This window comes from Cellulophaga algicola DSM 14237 (genome assembly GCF_000186265.1).
GTDB lineage: Bacteria > Bacteroidota > Bacteroidia > Flavobacteriales > Flavobacteriaceae > Cellulophaga > Cellulophaga algicola.
The window spans coordinates 1,292,258-1,310,952 of the sequence record NC_014934.1 but is presented as its reverse complement, the minus strand read 5'-3'; the positions used below and the strand labels follow the sequence as shown (position 1 = coordinate 1,310,952).

Below are 18,695 nucleotides of genomic sequence, written 5' to 3'. Positions count from 1 at the left end.
ACCAACGTTTTAAGACAAGAAGTATTGCTCAGAAACAGAAAATTTGGTTGAATTTGGTATAAATTTTTACTTAAAATAAAGATACTACCATCGGATTTAATTTCTTGTTATTATAGATAAATAGTGCTAATCATCGACCAAATGCATCTTTATAGATTTGGAATATCACAGTTGTTTTTCAAAAGCAGTCATGATATTTTCGATGGCTAAAAATTCTTGTGCATAAGCCCTGGCAGCATCCGTCATTTTTTGAGTATTTGTATCTTCAAAAGCTTTCAAAATTCCTTCATTTAAGGCTTTTTGGTTTTCTGCAGCTACAAGTATCCCCATGTTATATTTGGATACCAATTTATGTAGACTAGCACTAGGGTTTGCCGTGATTAAAGATAAGCCACCGACCGCTAATATGGTCGTTAGTTTGGATGGCATCACCAAGTCACTTGCTTTTTCTTTCTGTATGACCAAATGCAAATCGGCCATGTTTAAAAATGAATTGAAAGCTTCCATTGGTTGCAAGGGTAAGTAATGAACATTAGTTAAGTTCATTTCTTTGGTCATGGTGATTAATTTTTCTTTGTATGGTCCTGTACCACAGATGACAAATTGAATGTCTTGTTTAGTTTTTAAGGCTACAGCTGCATGTAAAATTGCTTCCAGTCCTTGTTTTTCACCAATAGCACCCGAATATAAAACGACCCAATCTGAAGCTTTAAAACCGAATTGCTCTTTTAAGCCTGTTTTATTCTCTAAAGGAAAAAAACTATTGGTATCCGTCCAGTTCGGAAAAAATAATAAAGGTTTATTTGCTTTTCTTTCAATACGTTCTATCATCCCATCAGAAATACTACTTACAACATCTGTATGTTTAAATATAAAGCGTTCGGTTCCGTATAACAATTTTAAAAGTGTAGGAGATTTAATAAGCCCTAAATCTTGAGCAGCTTCAATTTGAAGATCTTGAATATGGTGTAAATGTTTTGCTCCTTTTAGTTTTTTATACAAAACGCCCAAAAGTCCAAATTGAAAAGAGGGAGCTATAGAAATAACCCAATCGTATTTCTTTTGAAATAATTTTGCAAATACTACAGCAAAAGCTGAGGAAGAAAATGAGGTGTCTAAAAGCATGCGTTTAGCACCGCTCGGATTTGCCGGCACATACATAGGACAACGAACTACAGTTAATTTACCGCCAGAAGGAAAGTCTACCACTTCCTTTTTATACCAAAAACGATTTTTTCGATACGGTTCTTGAACTTTCCAATAGGGGTAGTAGGGGTACGCCGTGAGTACGGTACAATGGTGACCTTGAGAAGCTAGCCAATGCATCATTTCTCCTGAATACTTTCCAATCCCTGTTAACTCAGGTGAAAAATTATATCCTATAAATAAAAGTTTTTTTTTTACAATATTTTCCAAAGTGTTATTTTTTAAATAAGGTTATTATTTTATCAAATATAAAAAGTGGGAGTAGACCTAATCCGGCTCCAATACTTCCCCAAAGAACATCTTTTGGGTCTGGATCACGTGAAGGAATAAAATATTGTCCTAGTTCTGCAATGACTACAGTGAGGACTAAAATTATACCTGTTAGAAACCAAAAGCGGAGGCTCTTTTTTTTAATGTATATTAAGTAGAGTCCTGCTAAAAATCCGAGGAAAACAAAGGGTACCGCTGTCCTTTTACGGTTATTTTTAAATTGATCAGCCCAATCTATGAGCCAATCGGGTAGAAAAGTATATTCGCCTACGTTCGGATTAGTTTTCCAACTGAATAGAAATACTAGAAATATTCCAAAACAGAATAAGCTGATACCTATATATTTAAATTTTGTAGAGGATGATGGTTTTGACATTATTGACTAGGGGTTTGTATACAGCTATTATTTAATTCGTTTATAGATTTCTCTATTTGATCAAGAATAATATTTTTATCAAATTTGCTACTCTGTTCTAATCCTTTTTGAATTGATAGCTTTCTATCTTCAAAATGAAGTTGTAGTATTTGTTCCAAAACTTTTGCTGAATCTTTTTCCCAATCTAAAGTGTCCTCGGTGGGGCATTTAGAAATGTAGAAAGCAGCTTTGCCGGCTATTTCATTCATAGGAGCTTCATTTGTTGTAATTACGGGACATCCAGATGCCATAGTTTCCGCTATTGGAAAGACAAAACTCTCTAATAGGGAAGGAAAAATAAAAATACTCGCCCCTTGATAGGCTTTCACTAAAACCGGATCTGCCGCTTTTGTTAAAAAATGAATGTCTTTCTTATACAATGATTTGTCCTTCAGGGCTAGTATGTTTGCCGTTGGTGCAGAACCGATCATGACTAAGGGTAGATTAGTTTTGCTTAGTTTACGCCAAGCGTTATAAATTTTTATGACTCCAATTCTATTTTTATAAAAGGTGTTTCCTCCTACATGTAAAACGTACCCTTTAGAGGCATCTGAATCAATTTCTTGGCTAATTACTAATCTAGCTTTTATTATATTTCCAGGTTTAAATTTTTCATCTAGTGCATTATATACTTGAGTACTAATTGTAGGTTTTTTTAATAGAAATTGTTCTAATTCTTTTTGAGTATTTTTTGAGATAGATATAAAATTAGTGGCTTTAGAAAAGCCTGTATGAATTAATTTTTGATATATTCTACCACTCCAGCTCGTAGGGTTTTCTTCTATGGAACCAAAGGCTGACTTTAATGCGATAAAATCATGGCAATGGGTTATATGTTTTCTGTTTTTTATTATGGAGTCCACATGCCCTGAGCTTGATAAAGAACAACAAATAAAGTTTTCTTATCATTTTTTTAATGCTGTATTTAAATCAATTTGGGAATAGTATATATTGGTAAATATATCGTAAACACTTATTTAAACCACTAGCTTTGCCTGTTCTGGGTAGCTATAATTTTGATCCTATTATTTTTATTTTGTGACCTCTTTTCTCAAGACTATTATTTAGGTTGTCTTCCTAGTGTTTCATGCTATATCCTAAAGAATTTTCTTGATGAATGAATAAAACAGTTTTCATTTGAGGTTTAGATGCTACTTTTACTTATCATGTCTAAGTAAAGCTATAGGTTTAGTATAATTGCGTTGCAGGAAATTCAATTTCCATTTTAGAGATTTTTTTTCTAGATGATAGCAAAGAACAAAGAAAAATGGCATGAAAATTAATTGATACATCAAGCTAATATTTTTCATTTCAAAATATACTAAAATGGGGTAGTGTAATGCATAAATTGCGTAGCTTCCTTCTCCTATTTTGAAGAATAAAAAATTGAGAAAAGCTTCAAGTTTTTTAACCTTAATTTTGTCAAATAGCATTATGCTAAAGTGAAAAATTGTAGTGATCACCATTCCTTTTGAAATAAAGTTAATGCTGTCTGATGGTATTTTATTTTCAAAATAAATAAGCAAAAAGCCAACTACTAAATTACAGGCAAAAAACAAAGCATTTTTTTTATAATGTGTAAAATATTCTGACGATATATAGCCCAATATCCAAACAATAAATCCTGTTAAAAATAATAGTTGGGGAATAAATAGCACTTTTTTATTAAAAGCCAATCCAGCCAATACCAGAAGTATTAAGCCAAAATATTTGACATATAGTTTGTACTTGGGTAAGTACTTTTTACTAAAAAAATATACAAATGGAAATAATAGGTAAAAGAACATTTCATAAGAAAGCGACCATAAAGGACCATTTAAGCCATATGGAATAAACCAAGATTCAGGTATTGAATCACTAGTTTGCAGAAATAATAGATTTCCTATTAAATTAAAGACACTAAAATCTTTCAAATAAGTAGTGTTGGCTAAAATACCAATACCTAGAGATAGGAGAATAGCTATCCAATAAATAGGAAGGATACGTTTAAGTCTTCTATAAAAATACGTGTTTAAGTCTGATAAATTAACGAGGGGTCTTTTAAATGTACTTAGACCAATTGAAAAACCAGAAATTACAAAAAACAATAAAACAGCCTCTTTGTTAAGTCCAGAAATAAAGTTTAATATATAGAAAAACGAATCATTTAATATTGCTTTAAATGTTTCTTTATTCAATTTAAAAATATGATGGAATAAGACAATCACCGCTGCGATGCCTCTTATGCTATCTAAAATTTTAAGTCTGCCAAATTCTCTTATTTTCATAATTTATTTGATTTAACTAGTTTTTATTTCAGGGTGTTCTGATAAGGATATTATGTTCAATTTTTGGATGGCCACAATTAAAACAATCACCAATATGAAGGAAACGATATTTGCGAGAATAGCATCTAATTTTTGCTCAACATCAAAGGTTAAACGAAAAATAAAAAAGATTAAATAATAGCTTATTATATTTTTTCCAAATAGTTTCTCTGACTTTGTAGCGATAAACAATAATAGGTAGTAGATTAAAATATATAGCAAAATGGTATATAGATTACCGAAAATAGAATAATCTGCAAGTGCTAATAAAAGGATGGAATCTGCAGAATCATTAGGCGCATGCATCCTTTTTTCTAATATTGTTTCTGACCCCAAGCCCTTCCCAGGGTTAATTGCTTTTGGTATTGCGTGGTCAATTGCAGCTAATGTGATACCTCCCCATGAAATATCTTCATTTGTATCATATTTGGCTAACCAATATATAGCTCGGTATAAACCTATTGCTCTTGTATCAGTTAGTTCGGAAGCTCCTTCTTTAGAATTATCGTAACTAGATATACCGTAATTGTATATTTCACTGATGGACTCTGTTGGGTTTTTTAAATCAAATTGTACCGGGGAAAATCTTATAATATTGTAAAATGGAAAATATACCGTGTATAGAAACACACCAAAAAATGCTATGATTAATATAAATTTTTTATTAATTGCTTCCCTATTACTGCTGTAAAATAATAAAGCACCAAATAAGCAGAAAACAAGTAATTCTCTACGTGGCAACATCACTAAATTCACTAAAAATAATAGTAATGAAGTCAAAACGAGTACATCTACCTTTCTGCCTTCTTTCTTTTGAAAAAATAATTTTAATGTAATTATTAATCCTAGTTTAAAAATTGTCCCAAAATATTTAACCATTGAAGATTGTTCATAACTGGCATCAGAATTAGCATCGCGTATTTCGCTAAAAGCAGAGATGATTGACATTTGCGGTACGTAATATGTAATGGAGAATATAGGAAGTACTATTAGCAGTATCTTTAAAATTAGACTTGCATTTATGTCTGGGTAGTTTTTCAAGAACTGTGTAATGTTTATTGCAGTTTTGTTATCTTCTTTAATTCGGGTACTTAAAAAAGCGAGTAGAAGGAAATAAAATAAAAGATAATAAAATACGAATAATGAGTTGTCTCGTGTAATTAAGCCAATAGAATCAAATACTTCTTGATTGGATTTTAAGGGTATAATTGCAAAGTATAGGGTGCTAAAAAGTAAAAGAAAATCAAAAAAGTTTAATTCTCTTTTTCCAATTAGTTTTCTAATAGAATATAGGGAAGGTAATAGTAGTAAAAGAGACAAAATTTTAATAAGAACCATCCTAAATGTTTAATTAATACTTTTTAATATATGACGCACTACATCCTCATTTCCCCTATTGGTTTGTGTGATTTTTGTTCGTCCGTTTTCCGAAATTTTATTAATTAATTCTTCGTTATTTAATAAATTTTGACATTTTTCAGCACATTCTACGGCATTGGTCCAAAATACAGCTTCTTCATTTTCTTTGAATAAATCAGCGTGTTCACTAGTCCTTTCGGCACAAAATAAACTTCCAACAAATGGTATTTCAAATGTGCGAGTAGTATGTAAATCTCTATTTCCTTTTGATAATAGACCTAAACATATTTTTGAACCTTGAATTGCAGCGATATAATCTTTGCCTTTTAAAGAATTTCCTCTAAAAAACGGTTTTAACTGTTGCCAATATTGGGATCTTTCCCATCGGGCGCCCCAAATAGAAATAGGAATTCCCTTTTCTATTAAGGTAAGTAAGAATTTGTCACGGTTATCTCCGGGAATATTTGTTCCTATAAAACTTACTTCTGATTTAAATTTTTCCTCAATCGATGATTCTGGCAGCGGTGCATGTTCAATTTCATCATAACTCATGAAGACTCGGATTACTTTTTTCGCTCCTTTTTTATAATATTCAGCTACATTAAGTTCCCTCATTACTACACACATATCATATTCTGGTATTGCAGTTAGTAACATGTTAAACCTGTTCCCGTCACGCCCTCCGGTAGGATCATCATTATTATATAATAAGATGGGTTTTTTAAATTTTGTTTTGAGTAATTGAATATTTTTTAGTCCAAATAATTCTCCACTATTAACCCAAACAATATCAATATCGTTCTGAGGGATACTAGTGTTAATCCACTTTTGAACTTTTTTTTGTAAAAAACGATATCCTGTTTTGTAATGTATTTTAGATATTAAGTTGCCTAAATCATCTAAAATTTCATAGGGGTTGGCTATTGTCACCGTATGGCCTATTCTTTCTAATGCTTTGGCTCTGTGATATGAAGTGCTAGCTTTGCCACTCTGGCCTAGATATAAAATGTTCATTTAATTGTAGATGTTTACGGAGATTAAAGAATCTTCTATTTTTCGCTTTAAATCTTCAGAAATGTTGTCGTTGCCTTTATTGAAATACTCAAATAGTTCGCTTTCTAGCTGAAGATTATATACCCTTCTCATATTTTTAGTAACCATTTTTGCAGGTTGACCTGCTAGGACCACAAACTTGTCTTCATTTTTTGTGTAATCTCTACTTAAAACAGAAGAACTAGCTACTATTGTAAAAGAATTTGTACGAGCACCTTTTGAAATGGTAGTTCTATTCCCAATCCAATTATAACTACCAATGTTTATATCTGTCTCTCTTGGTTTTACTTCTTCTTTGTCTAGGTTGTAGATGTAATGAAAGTTTGAATCTATTACTTGGCCTTCAAAAGCAATTCTGGTACCTTCTCCAATAGCTATTTTTTTTATGCAGACCAACTTTACGCTATTACCAAATAAAGTATCTTTTCCTATGGTTAATTCTGCTCCTTTACCTGTTCGCAATAAAAAATTGCTATAAAACTCAGACTGTCCCTGGAATATTATTTTAGCCTCTTCTCTTAGTATAAAGACCGAAGCTCCTTTATGGGTACCTAAATAGTCTTTATTCATACCCATTTTAATCATACCTCTTTTTATATCACAATCTTGAAATTCTATTTCACTTTTTAATAAGTAAAGGTCTATTTTACCATATAAAAAAACGGGTAATTTAATAGCCACCTTAAATGGCATTGTTCTAAAATTAAAAATTAATGTTTTGAGAATATTCAGTTTTGAATATTCTAATTTGTAAAGAATTCTGTCAAATATGGAAACGAAGAAGCTCATACTATTTTATTTAACTTTTTATTTTACGAATTTTATCACTTAAAATGAAATAGATACTTTTAAAATCTTCTAAGCCATGTGCTATTAATTCTTTTACAGTCATGTGCATAAGTTTACAACAGTTTGGTACTACCCAGAATACTAAAATTAAATCTAGAGAAACAGCTCCAATAGCTGCTCCAGTTAATCCCATTGATTTTGATAATACATAGGTTAGTAGTACTGAAATTAATGAAACTAATACGCCATATATAGCCATTTTTTTAGGTTGATTAACTAAGCTGAAAACCATTTCTGCGGTCCACCATACAGCATTAAATAACATTCCTGAGATGAAGATGTACCACATTGTTGTGGGTACTTGCAATTCGTTATGTGTCCAAATATTATAAAACCATAGACCAAAGAATGCTAAAAAGATAAAGCCTAGAAAAGACATAAGAAATACGCTGAGAAGGGCAATTCTAAATACTTTTTGAGCTGTTTTCCAATTCTCTTGGCCAATCTCAAATTGTAGTTCAGGAAAAACTGTTCCTTTTACCATAAAAAAGATTTGATTTAATGACCTACTAAGAGTTCTCACCGTATTGAAAACAGCAACAGCTTCAGGGCCTAGTACAATCCGTACTACAAAAGTGGTGCCTTGAAAATATATGGCTTGCCATATGGGTGACATCAAATAGCTAAGTCCTTTATGTGTTATATCTTTTCTTATTATGCGATCTTTTCTACCATTAAATTCTTTAAATAATCCTAGGACCTTTTCACCTTTTATCCAATAATAGAAGTTAAATATTAAGATAACTACCAACTGTGATATTGCGAATTCTACTACGCCATAACCGAGGAGTAAAACCAATAATCCGGCACTTAAATTTAATGCAGCTTTTAGGGTTAATAGATTAATGCTTAAAGCTGCCTTTTGTGCGGATCTATAATAAGCTTCTATTAATTGCGTGTAAAAATTTAAAAGTCGCGCTAAAATCAATATAGAGACCGCTAGGATAGCATCTTGACTGTCAATTAAAGATTTTTCAAAAACATTAAAATATTTTAAAATAAAGATGGCTAATACGCTAATTCCCATTGCAACAAATACCATGAGGCTTATGATATGCATGCCTGTTTTACTTATGTCTGCAGCCTTTTGTTTATTTCCTGAAGCATAATTTAAAACAAAACTATTGGCAGCGGCAGTGCCAAAACCTAAATCTGAAAAAGCAATAACACTAGGAATAATAGTTAGCGTTAACCATTCTCCATAATAGGCAGCACCCCAAGCTGAAATAAAGAAGGGAACTAAAAATAACTGCTCTAGTACTCGCACTCCTTTTTGAAGTATGGAGGCTAAACCGTTATTAACTAATCTTTTTTTTAAGGACATACTATGTTATAGATGATTTAAATATTTCAGTTTATCCTTTTGTAGATCCGTAGCCATATGAAGCAGCTGCTTTGGTGTCGTTAAGTACAATCATCGTATTTTTAAGACGATTGTTTTCATAAATAGCATTTATAATACTTAAAGATTGCTTCTTAGTTTTATCTTTCCTAACCACATAAATAGTACTATCAATGTAAGAATTCAATGCAAAGGCATCAGAGATAACTCCAATAGGTGCCGTATCAATAATGATACGATCGTACTCTTGTTTTAAGCTATCCATTAATACACCAATTCGGTTGCTGACCATCAAGCGTCCTACTTGATTCATCGTGCTTCCAGAGCCTACCAAATAGAAATCATCAATGCTAGGATGTTTTTGAATAATTTGATCTGCATTTAATCCTTTTTTCACAATAAAATCTGTGATTCCTGGAGAATTCGGAAGGTTAAAATTGTCCATTAATTTTGGCTCTCGTAAATCGAAAGTTAAGACGACTACTTTTTCGCCATTAGAAGCAAAGGTCAAAGCTAGATTAGAAGCAATAAAGGTTTTTCCTTCACCCTTTTCTGTAGAAGTCACCAAGATGGTTTGATTCTTCTCTGTTTTCTTTAAATAATCTAGATTAAACAATAATAATCGAAATAATTCTGCTTCGGGAGAAGTATCACGGTCTTCATTATTCACAATATTAGCATTTTTACTATGAGCTATTTCTCCTAAAAATGGTGCAGCTAAATTTTGAGTTAACTCCTCTACGCTTGAAACTTTATTATTCAATATATCTTTTAAATAGATTAAAGATATAGGAATGACTAATCCTAAGAGTAATCCTGAGAAGTATAATACTTTCTTATTTGGACTAATAGGGAATTTCCCTGCTTTTGGGTAGCTAACAATTCTGGTGGAAGAAACAGGGGCGGCTAAGGAGAGTACCTCTTCTTCTCTTTTTTGAAGTAAATACAGGTATAAGCCTTCTTTCGTGCTTTTGTCACGGCTGATGTCTAATAATTTTTTTTCCATTCCTGGAACTTTAGCAATTTGATAATCATACCGATTTGCATTTGCAGATAAATTACCGCGGGCAATAGAATAGCCATTCTTTACACTTCTTACGTTTTGTATAATGGATTGTCTAAGACTACTTAGATTTTTATCTAGATTTTCCACTAAGGGGTTAGAGCTAGAAGCTGATTGTGATAGTTTTTGTTTTTCCGCTAAGGCTTGGTTGTATTGTGCGATTAAACTATTAACCGAAGGATCGTTTATCGCTGCCCCACCAATTGTAGATTCATTATTTCCATTTTGTAATGAAAATTCAACCCCTTCTAAGACATTAATTTGCGTTTGATATTCTGCTACTCTGTTTTTGTAATCGTTAGACTGTTGTACATACGTATCCGCATTACTGGCAATATTAGTTACCGTGTTTTCAGTTTTAAAATCTACTACTGTTTTTTCAACATTTTCAATTTCTCCAGAGATGAGTTTTAAACGATCATCAATCATTTTGATCGTATTTTCCGCTAATTCATTTTCATATTTAATGGTCTTTTCAATATAAGTTTCTATAATTTTAGATAAAATTTCTTCACCTTTAACCTTGTCGTTAGCAATAAAACTTAGATTTAGAGAGTTTCCTGTTTTATTTGCAGGGTTTACATTTAGACTTTTAATAAAACTTGTAACGAAATCATCTTTGTTGCCAATTTTAAAATACAAGTTTTTAGAATTTTTATATACAGGAAGTTCGCCTTTTGTGGCAATTGTAAAAGTACCATAAGGAGTTGTAACAACTTCTCCAAAAGTATGTTTGGATTTTAGTTCTTTATCATTTACAACAGTGGTGAGTTCATAGGTTGCGGCATCAATAAATTTAATGGTAACAGGAAGGTCATAAATTAGGTTATCTGCAGTTTCATCCACAGTTATATTAATTGGGACATTAGCTCCATATACTTCAACATCACGTATTTTTCCATCAATAAAGAATGTAATGTTATAATTGTTTCTAGAAACTACTTCTTCTATTACACCGATGGACTTAAGAATTCCTATTTCATCTTCTAAACTGTGCGTGTTTTTAACGAGACCCATGTTGGCAAAATCTGTTAAATCTCCAAAACCTTGCCCAGCTTCAACATTTTTCAATAAAATAGTTCCTCGAACTTCATATTTATTTTCTGCATAATAACGCATATATAAAAATATAATGGTTATTCCAATAAGTAAACTTATGGCAAATATTGGCCAATACTTGGTGTATTTAGCAATGATTGAACGAATATTGTTTTGCTCAAACGATTTTAAATCTGGATTTACTTTTTTCATTATCTTAAAAGTGAAAATGTTATATTAAATGGTAGTTTGATTTTGGTTGTGTACTATTAATAAGCCCTTTCCTCGCCCCGAATGGCATTAGCTACCGTATAATAAATTATAGATATGTCTAATTGAATGGACCATTTTTCCATATAAAAAATATCATAACGTACCCTGTTTACAATATCAGACTGCTCTAATATTTCTCCACGATACCCTTTTATTTGTGCTAAGCCTGTAATTCCTGGCTTTAAGAAATGGCGCACTAAATACTTGTCTACAGATTTTTCAAACTGCTCTGTATGTAATTGCATATGAGGCCTAGGTCCTACAACACTCATTTCTCCTTTTAGAACATTGATAAATTGTGGTAGCTCATCAATACTGGTTTTCCTTAAAATTCTACCCAGTTTGGTAATCCGCATGTCATTTTTTGAAGCCATTTTGGTATCACTAGTATCACTCTTCGTCATTGATCTAAACTTATAACAATCAAAAGTATTTCTATTTACCCCATGACGACTTTGCTTGAAGAATAAAGGGCCTTTTGAATCTAGCTTCATTAAAACCCAAACTAAGGGTGTTAACCATGAAAGTACAAAGAGAATAACTAAACTTGAAAAGATAATATCAAATACACGCTTAACCACATTGGCATACTCTAACTCTAAAGGAGAAGCGCGTAAGTTTAGTACAGGTACTTCGCCGTACAATTCAATAGACATGGCTCTTGAAAATAGCTCTTTATTATCGGGAACAATCTTTATTTTTTTTAAGCTATTATCTGCTATTCGCATTAATTCTTGAATCTCTCCTTTAGAAAGTCTTGAAGCCATGCAGTATACTTCTTCTACATTATTTTCAAAAATATAGGCATAAGAGTCTTGTATTTTTCCTAAATAGGTTGGACTATCTGATTTAGTATTATCAAAATACCCCATATACTTGTAACCATAGTTTCCTGTATCAAAAATGCGACGTAGTTTTTTTAAATTTTTGTCGCGTCCTATCACAACTGCTCTTACTTCTTTACTTAAACCTTTAGTACGATATAAGTTTCTTGCCCAATAAAAGAGCAAACGAAATAGGGTGAGCATTAAGCAAATCAGCAAATATACTAAAGTCAAATAAGCTGGTTTGTAACGATGGTCACTTAGAAATGTAAATGAAGTAAAGAATACTAGACCGTAAATAAGGAATAGCATAAAGAAATTACGAACATTTGTAGTAAATCCTTCTCTCCTTGCCGTAGGGTAAAAATCTATGGCATAGGTAACAATAAGCCATGTAAGGTTGTAATATATAATGCTAAAGCCAGATCTATAGGTTTCAGGGGTTAATAGATACAGGATAACATTGATGGTAATTATATGAAATATAAACGATAATGGAATAACGAAATATGACTTTTTCATTGATATTTTTTCTAATATTCTATGATTTGGCGGTTGTATTCTTCATATTGTCGATTCAAAAAAAAATATGTAGTGACTTTTTTTTTGAATAAAAATGGCTATGAATTGGGAGAACTTTATTCATGCAAATTGTTATGAGGCAATTTAAACGTACAGTCATATAATCTGGGGAAATTAGTTAGTCTTGTTTAGGATATACGTTGATAGTGCGTGCAATGGTTCTATTTAGTATACCAATCGTACATTTTACGTACACCTTCTTGCAGTTCTATCTTGTGTTTCCACCCTAAACCATGGAGCTTAGAAGGATCTGTTAATTTTTTCATCGTGCCGTCTGGTTTATCAGCATTGAAATATAATTTTCCTTTAAAACCAATAGTTTCTTTGATCAATTTTGCCAATTCTTTAATAGAAATATCTACTCCTGTACCAATATTGATATGGGTGTTTCTAATTTCTTTGGCTTTGGTATCGTAACAATCTTTAAAATCGCGCTCTTCCATTAGAAAGACACACGCATCTGCCATGTCTTCACTCCATAAAAATTCGCGCATCGGTTTACCAGAACCCCAAATTTCTAAATGTACGGTATCTCCTTTTTTCTGGATGCCATATTTATCTAAAATAGAATAGATGTCCTCATCCATTGCAGCACCATTAAAACCTTCTATAGGGAGCTTGTTTAAATCTTTACGTAAGGTATCCCAATCTTGATTTTCTAAAGCTTTTCCTAAATGCATTTTACGAATTAATGCAGGTAATACATGAGATTTCTCTAAATCGAAATTGTCATTAGGACCGTATAGGTTGGTAGGCATTACAGAAATAAAATTTCGGTCATACTGCAGATTGTAACTCTCGCACATTTTAATCCCTGCAATTTTTGCAATAGCATACGGTTCATTGGTATACTCTAGGGTATCTGTTAAGAGATAGTCCTCTTTCATGGGTTGCGGACAGTTTTTTGGGTAGATACACGTACTGCCTAAAAACATTAATTTTTTTACATCATGCACATAACTTTGATGTATTACGTTATTCTGTATCATTAAATTAGCATAGATAAAATCTGCTCGGTACGTATTATTGGCAACAATACCACCAACTTTAGCGGCTGCCAAAAACACATATTCCGGTTTCTCTGTGGCAAAAAATGTTTGTACCGCAGTGTTATCCGTAAGATCTAATTCTTTATGGGTACGAGTAATAAAATTGGTATAGCCTCTGGCTTCCAAATTTTTTAAAATAGCGCTTCCTACTAATCCTCTATGGCCGGCTATGTATATTTTTGCGTCTTTCTCCATGTGTACTCGTTAAACTGAGATTGAACCTCTATTAATGTACACCAATACCCAAGTTGTGCTATAGGTATTGGTGCTGTATTTGAATTAAATTTTAGCTTTACTCGAAGTAATTAAACGTGTTATAACCACCTTCTTTTAAGAACTGATCTTTCTGCATTAGTTTAACATCATTTTTCATCATGTCTTTTACTAAGTCTTGTAAATCGAACTCAGGAATCCAACCTAATTTAGTATTCGCTTTAGTAGCATCACCAATTAACAAATCTACTTCTGTTGGTCTAAAGTATTTAGGATCTACTGCTAATACTTCTTTCCCAATTTCAATTTGGAATTCTGGATTGGTACATGCTTTTACATATCCTTTTTCCTCAACACCTTCGCCTTTGAATTCTAATTCTACGCCAACTTCTGCAAAAGCCATACGTACAAATTCTCTAACAGGGGTTGTTTTTCCGGTAGCAATAACCCAATCCTCAGCTTCTTCTGCTTGTAAAATCATCCACATCATACGCACATAATCTTTCGCATGACCCCAATCTCTTTTAGCATCTAAATTCCCTAAGTATATTTTGTCTTGTAAACCAAGTGCAATTCTAGAAGCAGCACGTGTAATTTTACGCGTTACAAAAGTTTCTCCTCTAATAGGCGATTCATGGTTGAATAAAATACCATTACAGGCATACATACCGTAAGCTTCTCTATAATTTACGGTAATCCAATACGCGTACATTTTAGCAACAGCATATGGGCTACGTGGGTAAAAAGGGGTAGTTTCTGATTGTGGCACTTCTTGTACTTTACCATATAGTTCTGATGTAGAAGCTTGGTAAATACGTGTTTTCTTTTCTAAACCTAATAAACGAACAGCATCTAAAATACGAAGGGTACCTAAACCATCTGCATTCCCTGTGTATTCAGGAATTTCAAAAGACACTTGTACGTGACTCATTGCTGCAAGGTTGTAGATTTCGTCTGGTTGAATTTCTTGGATAAGACGAATTAGGTTGGTACTATCCGTCATATCCCCATAATGTAAAATAAAATTACGGTTTTCTATATGTGGGTCTTGGTACAGATGATCTATTCTATCTGTATTAAACATTGACGCTCTTCTTTTAAGGCCATGTACTTGGTATCCTTTTTTCAATAAAAATTCACTCAAGTAAGCGCCATCTTGTCCGGTTACTCCTGTGATAAATGCTACTTTCATATGTTGATTATGTTAAAGGTGATTACATCGAAATACGTCAATATAGTATTGGTCAGACTTCGAAAGTTAAATTTTAATGGAATTTAGTTGTAAAGTGGGAGGGTTTTATTAGCTATAAAGTTGAGTCTTTTTTAGCGCTCCGCGCCGTAAACCACATAGTTGGGTCACGGTTGTAAGCTGTTTTTACGATTTAGCGAAGGTAAAATAGCTAGGGAATTAAACCTTGCGGTTTTCCACACGATAAAAAAACAATTTAAGCTGCGAAATTAAGCACGTAATTTTAATAGCACAAGGTTTCTTTTAAAAGTGTGTCAAGATTTATGAAGTCGATAATTAAAAGGAGGTCTTTGTGAATATATTCGATTCACATCCTTAACAATTTGAGATATATATAAGTGATTTGAAGTGCTTGGTAGTGTGTATTAGGGATGAGCGTTAAATTTCATCGATGAAGTGCTCTTTTTGTAAAACTATGGGTATTGAAGATTAGCATAGTTCCCTGGTGTTTTAGAGTGTAAATAAAACTAAGATGAGGGTTTTGATACGTATCTTAGGTATTGATATATAGTGCGTTATACGATATCTTTTATTTTAGCATTGATGATGATGCTTAATCCCGGAATGGCCAATCGTATTCTTTTTTTTCCTACTTCTTGAATGATTGCTTTTTTATCTTTTAGAGGACCATTTTTAATGAGTATTTCATCACCAGGCAGTAATTTATGGAGGGTAATTTCTTCGATAGTATCATCTTCGAGCCATTTTTTAATAATAGCTATTTCCTCATCTCTGACTATTGCCGGTTGCCCCAACCAAAATAAATAACGTACAACACCAGGAACATCAAAAACGTTAGAGCGTTCTTTATCATGAAGTCTAACAAAAACGTAGGATTTAAACAATGGACTTTCAATCGTTTTTTTTCGATCACTCCACTGTTTAACTTCTTTAATAAGAGGACAGTACACTTCTATCTGCATTTTTTGCAAGATTTCTGCGACCTTCTTTTCTTTTTTAGATTGTACATAGACTACATACCAATTCATAGAAATTTCTCTTAATAAAGGGGTAATATATAGATAACCCCTATATTCTCAAAATATAAGCTTTAAAATCATGGCATTTGTAAGCGTGTTGCTGCTATCAATTTTATTTTTGATTTTATCAAAAAGTAGGTTTTTCTCCTATTGTATCTCCTTTCACCTAATCATCAGCTACTGAGTTATTTATATGGTTCCTGGCTAAATTGTAGGAAAATTCTTTAATTTTAATTTATTTTTTGTACGATTACTTAAAATGTTTCGTTAGCTTTACAGAACCCAAATTAACCACTTATGTTTTCTACTTTATTTAAAAAGGAGTTTAAAGGCACTTCTAAGCGCGAATTGAAAATTTCGAAAAAGCAAACCACGAACAGTTTAGACCATATTCTGGCAGAGTTCGGCATTAATTTATTTAAGGGTTCTCCTAAAAAGCAAATTATGGCAACGGTTGAAGCTAAACAGAAGTCTAAACCATTATCGCAAGATTTACAGCAAATAGCAGCGAATCAATTAGCATATTCTAAATTGATAGCGTCTAAAATGAAAAAAACTACGGCTTCTAAAGTGAAGCGTAATGTTGTTTTTGTTTTAGAATAAATACGGCTGTTCTAGTTCAGTACTAATTATGGTTCACAAAGGTCCCTCATTTTTGAGAAATCTTTGTGAACCCTAATATGCTATTGTAGCGTAAGCCAAGCAGCTCTGTTTTTAAGAATCTTTTTAGATGGTTTTTTGCCTTGCTTTTCCATAAGTTCAATACTATATGTTTGGCTAGAAGCAATTTTTACTATTGTTTTTTGTGGTACTGCATTTCTAAGAAAATCGATTTTTAATTCTGTGCCAATCTCAAAGGTTTTTATATAGTCTTCAAAACTGGTTGTACTAGGTAATGCTTGTCCGTTTACTTGCGTAATAAAATCACCTTTATCTAGTCCGCCTAAATAAGCAGGACTACCAATAGTAGTGTTTCGTTTGATCTCTCCTTGCATTTTTGTATTGATAGCTACGGTAGCGCCAAAGTCTGGTATTTGTGTGTCTTGTTTTAAGCCTACGCCAACAGTTGCTAATAGTGCTGTATAGTCTGGCATGCCACTCTTGTAGATATAGGCATTGAAAAAAGCATCACCAAAAGCCTTTCCTGCATAGGTATTTAAACTTTCGTTGAGGTTTTCTATAGTATAAGGAATCTCATTTTTTCCGTAGGTAGTCCACACCAATTTCATGTAATCATCTAAATTCAAACCTTTTTCTCTTAGGGATAAATCTAGTGCTAGTCCTAGAATACTTCCGTAGGAGTAATAAGATATAAACGTATTTTCTCGGTTTACAGGATCTACGGAGGTAGCGGCATCTACAAAAGGAGCTTGGTAGCTCATTTCTATCGGATTAAAAAATTGTCTTGCAGGAGAATTCCATACATAATTAAAGGTACCCGTTAGACCTTCAACATATTCCTGATTTGTTATTAGCGCTGTTCTACATAATATAAGATTCGTGTAATAGCTGGTAAACCCTTCTGCAAACCATAATTCGCCACTCATATTAGCCTCTTCAAAATTAAAAGGCTCTAAGCTTTCTGGTCGTATACGTTCTACATTCCAACTATGAAAAAATTCATGAGAAACTGTTCCTATATTGTTTTCCATTCCGCCATCGGCAAGACTTCGTGTACTGGTTAGTATGGTAGAATTTCTATGCTCCATACCATCACCAGAAGCATTAGGAATATAACAGGCCAGAAAGGTATAGGTGCCATAATCAAAATCTGCAAGCTCCCCGAAAACTGCTTCTTCCGCCAAAACCGTTTTTTTTATTTTCTCAAAATAAGTGTCTAGTTCGGCTTCTGTTCCATTGTGATGTAAAACAAAACGGATATTTTTCTTTTTTCCATCTGCTTCTACTACCTCAAATTCTCGCAATCCAAAATTGCTTAATTCAGTAGGGCTATCCATAAAATACTGCAAGTTCTTGGCGCTATAGGTGTTGTTAGCAACCAAAGGCAGTTGTGTAGCTATTTTCCAGTTTAGATCTTCTCGAGGATTGAAATCTACTGTAATCTTACGTTCGGAAAATTCAGGGGCATATATGAAGGTAGCTGGGATATTTAAATGTGCGTGGGTTTCATCAATCTGAGAATACGTACCATCTGCACGATCTGCGAATAATGTATAGCTAATGTTTACGGTACCGTCATGCCCAGTAATATCCCATTGGTAGGGATTTGGGCGCTTTATAGTCAGCGATTTTCCTTGGCTATCGGTTGCCTTTACGGCGTAGATGTTTTTGGCAAATTCATGTAGTGCATACCTCCCAGGAGATGTTCTACTCATACGTACACTAAAAATTTCTGAAGTAACCTTAGGGAATGTTGCTGTAATTTCCGCTTCATGATGCACCGCATTTTCAAAAGAAATGGTATAGCTGTTGGTTTGTGCGTTGCTGCTAATTGAAAAAAGGAATGTAGCAAGTAAGAGTAGTGGTTTCATGTAAATACTATTTAGGTGGACTAAGATAGTATTTTCAATTAAGAGAAAAAGTGGGCTCACCGTTTTTATTTCCGTAAGAAATGTAGCTATTAAGAATTGTCCCCTTGAGGGGACAGCCGATAGGCAGGGATG

15 protein-coding genes are annotated in these 18,695 nt (G+C 32.9%); 1 reads left to right on the top strand and 14 read right to left on the bottom strand.

What is annotated here, in order from left to right:
- Positions 1-165: 165 nt before the first annotated feature.
- The 13 genes from CELAL_RS05630 to CELAL_RS05570 all read right to left on the bottom strand — a co-directional run bounded on the left by CELAL_RS05630 (position 166) and on the right by CELAL_RS05570 (position 16,080).
- A complete protein-coding gene (locus CELAL_RS05630) occupies positions 166-1,416 on the bottom strand; it encodes a WcaI family glycosyltransferase (RefSeq protein WP_013549943.1) in 1,251 nt (416 codons plus the stop codon).
- A 4-nt stretch (positions 1,417-1,420) separates the two neighbouring features.
- Positions 1,421-1,852 carry a VanZ family protein gene (locus CELAL_RS05625; RefSeq protein WP_013549942.1) on the bottom strand — a complete coding sequence of 144 codons (432 nt, stop codon included), beginning with the start codon at positions 1,850-1,852 and terminating at the stop codon, positions 1,421-1,423.
- Positions 1,852-2,754 (bottom strand): glycosyltransferase, encoded by a 903-nt coding sequence (locus CELAL_RS05620; protein ID WP_052303977.1) that lies wholly within the window; start codon positions 2,752-2,754, stop codon positions 1,852-1,854. Before CELAL_RS05620 ends, CELAL_RS05625 begins: the two co-directional genes overlap by 1 nt.
- 294 nt (positions 2,755-3,048) lie before the next feature.
- Positions 3,049-4,158: an acyltransferase family protein gene (locus CELAL_RS05615; RefSeq protein ID WP_013549941.1), complete on the bottom strand. Its 1,110-nt coding sequence runs from the start codon at positions 4,156-4,158 to the stop codon at positions 3,049-3,051.
- A 12-nt stretch (positions 4,159-4,170) separates the two neighbouring features.
- Positions 4,171-5,535, bottom strand: a complete 1,365-nt coding sequence (locus CELAL_RS05610) for a hypothetical protein (protein WP_013549940.1) — start codon at positions 5,533-5,535, stop codon at positions 4,171-4,173.
- Positions 5,536-5,544: 9 nt separating this feature from the next.
- On the bottom strand, positions 5,545-6,570 hold the full coding sequence (locus tag CELAL_RS05605) for a CgeB family protein (protein ID WP_013549939.1): 1,026 nt from the start codon (positions 6,568-6,570) through the stop codon (positions 5,545-5,547).
- The gene (locus tag CELAL_RS05600; RefSeq protein WP_013549938.1) at positions 6,571-7,398 is read right to left on the bottom strand and encodes an LbetaH domain-containing protein; all 828 of its coding nucleotides are present in this window, start codon (positions 7,396-7,398) and stop codon (positions 6,571-6,573) included.
- Positions 7,399-7,408: 10 nt separating this feature from the next.
- Positions 7,409-8,782 (bottom strand): lipopolysaccharide biosynthesis protein, encoded by a 1,374-nt coding sequence (locus CELAL_RS05595; protein ID WP_013549937.1) that lies wholly within the window; start codon positions 8,780-8,782, stop codon positions 7,409-7,411.
- A gap of 31 nt (positions 8,783-8,813) precedes the next feature.
- Positions 8,814-11,114, bottom strand: a complete 2,301-nt coding sequence (locus CELAL_RS05590; protein ID WP_013549936.1) for a GumC family protein — start codon at positions 11,112-11,114, stop codon at positions 8,814-8,816.
- Positions 11,115-11,170: 56 nt separating this feature from the next.
- The gene (locus tag CELAL_RS05585; RefSeq protein WP_013549935.1) at positions 11,171-12,520 is read right to left on the bottom strand and encodes an exopolysaccharide biosynthesis polyprenyl glycosylphosphotransferase; all 1,350 of its coding nucleotides are present in this window, start codon (positions 12,518-12,520) and stop codon (positions 11,171-11,173) included.
- 221 nt (positions 12,521-12,741) lie between these two features.
- The gene (locus CELAL_RS05580) at positions 12,742-13,824 is read right to left on the bottom strand and encodes a GDP-L-fucose synthase family protein (RefSeq protein ID WP_013549934.1); all 1,083 of its coding nucleotides are present in this window, start codon (positions 13,822-13,824) and stop codon (positions 12,742-12,744) included.
- Between the two features lie 97 nt (positions 13,825-13,921).
- Entirely contained in the window at positions 13,922-15,034 is a 1,113-nt protein-coding gene (gene gmd / locus CELAL_RS05575; protein WP_013549933.1) for a GDP-mannose 4,6-dehydratase, read from the bottom strand.
- 572 nt (positions 15,035-15,606) lie between these two features.
- A complete protein-coding gene (locus tag CELAL_RS05570; RefSeq protein ID WP_013549932.1) occupies positions 15,607-16,080 on the bottom strand; it encodes a UpxY family transcription antiterminator in 474 nt (157 codons plus the stop codon).
- Positions 16,081-16,368: 288 nt separating this feature from the next.
- Between CELAL_RS05570 and CELAL_RS05565 the strand changes: the two genes are divergently transcribed.
- Positions 16,369-16,674, top strand: a complete 306-nt coding sequence (locus CELAL_RS05565) for a hypothetical protein (RefSeq protein WP_013549931.1) — start codon at positions 16,369-16,371, stop codon at positions 16,672-16,674.
- A gap of 80 nt (positions 16,675-16,754) precedes the next feature.
- On the opposite strand, the gene CELAL_RS05560 is transcribed toward CELAL_RS05565, so the two are convergent.
- Positions 16,755-18,563 (bottom strand): M61 family metallopeptidase, encoded by a 1,809-nt coding sequence (locus tag CELAL_RS05560; protein WP_013549930.1) that lies wholly within the window; start codon positions 18,561-18,563, stop codon positions 16,755-16,757.
- Between the last annotated feature and the right edge of the window lie 132 nt (positions 18,564-18,695).

Excerpts from the sequence above, each read along its gene's own strand:
- CELAL_RS05625 (WP_013549942.1), bottom strand. The coding sequence starts at position 1,852 with ATGTCAAAACCATCATCCTCTACAAAATTTAAATATATAGGTATCAGC.
- CELAL_RS05615 (WP_013549941.1), bottom strand. The coding sequence starts at position 4,158 with ATGAAAATAAGAGAATTTGGCAGACTTAAAATTTTAGATAGCATAAGA.
- CELAL_RS05610 (WP_013549940.1), bottom strand. The coding sequence starts at position 5,535 with ATGGTTCTTATTAAAATTTTGTCTCTTTTACTACTATTACCTTCCCTA.
- CELAL_RS05605 (WP_013549939.1), bottom strand. The coding sequence starts at position 6,570 with ATGAACATTTTATATCTAGGCCAGAGTGGCAAAGCTAGCACTTCATAT.
- CELAL_RS05600 (WP_013549938.1), bottom strand. The coding sequence starts at position 7,398 with ATGAGCTTCTTCGTTTCCATATTTGACAGAATTCTTTACAAATTAGAA.
- CELAL_RS05595 (WP_013549937.1), bottom strand. The coding sequence starts at position 8,782 with ATGTCCTTAAAAAAAAGATTAGTTAATAACGGTTTAGCCTCCATACTT.
- CELAL_RS05590 (WP_013549936.1), bottom strand. The coding sequence starts at position 11,114 with ATGAAAAAAGTAAATCCAGATTTAAAATCGTTTGAGCAAAACAATATT.
- CELAL_RS05585 (WP_013549935.1), bottom strand. The coding sequence starts at position 12,520 with ATGAAAAAGTCATATTTCGTTATTCCATTATCGTTTATATTTCATATA.
- CELAL_RS05580 (WP_013549934.1), bottom strand. The coding sequence starts at position 13,824 with ATGGAGAAAGACGCAAAAATATACATAGCCGGCCATAGAGGATTAGTA.
- gmd (WP_013549933.1), bottom strand. The coding sequence starts at position 15,034 with ATGAAAGTAGCATTTATCACAGGAGTAACCGGACAAGATGGCGCTTAC.
- CELAL_RS05570 (WP_013549932.1), bottom strand. The coding sequence starts at position 16,080 with ATGAATTGGTATGTAGTCTATGTACAATCTAAAAAAGAAAAGAAGGTC.
- CELAL_RS05565 (WP_013549931.1), top strand. The coding sequence starts at position 16,369 with ATGTTTTCTACTTTATTTAAAAAGGAGTTTAAAGGCACTTCTAAGCGC.
- CELAL_RS05560 (WP_013549930.1), bottom strand. The coding sequence starts at position 18,563 with ATGAAACCACTACTCTTACTTGCTACATTCCTTTTTTCAATTAGCAGC.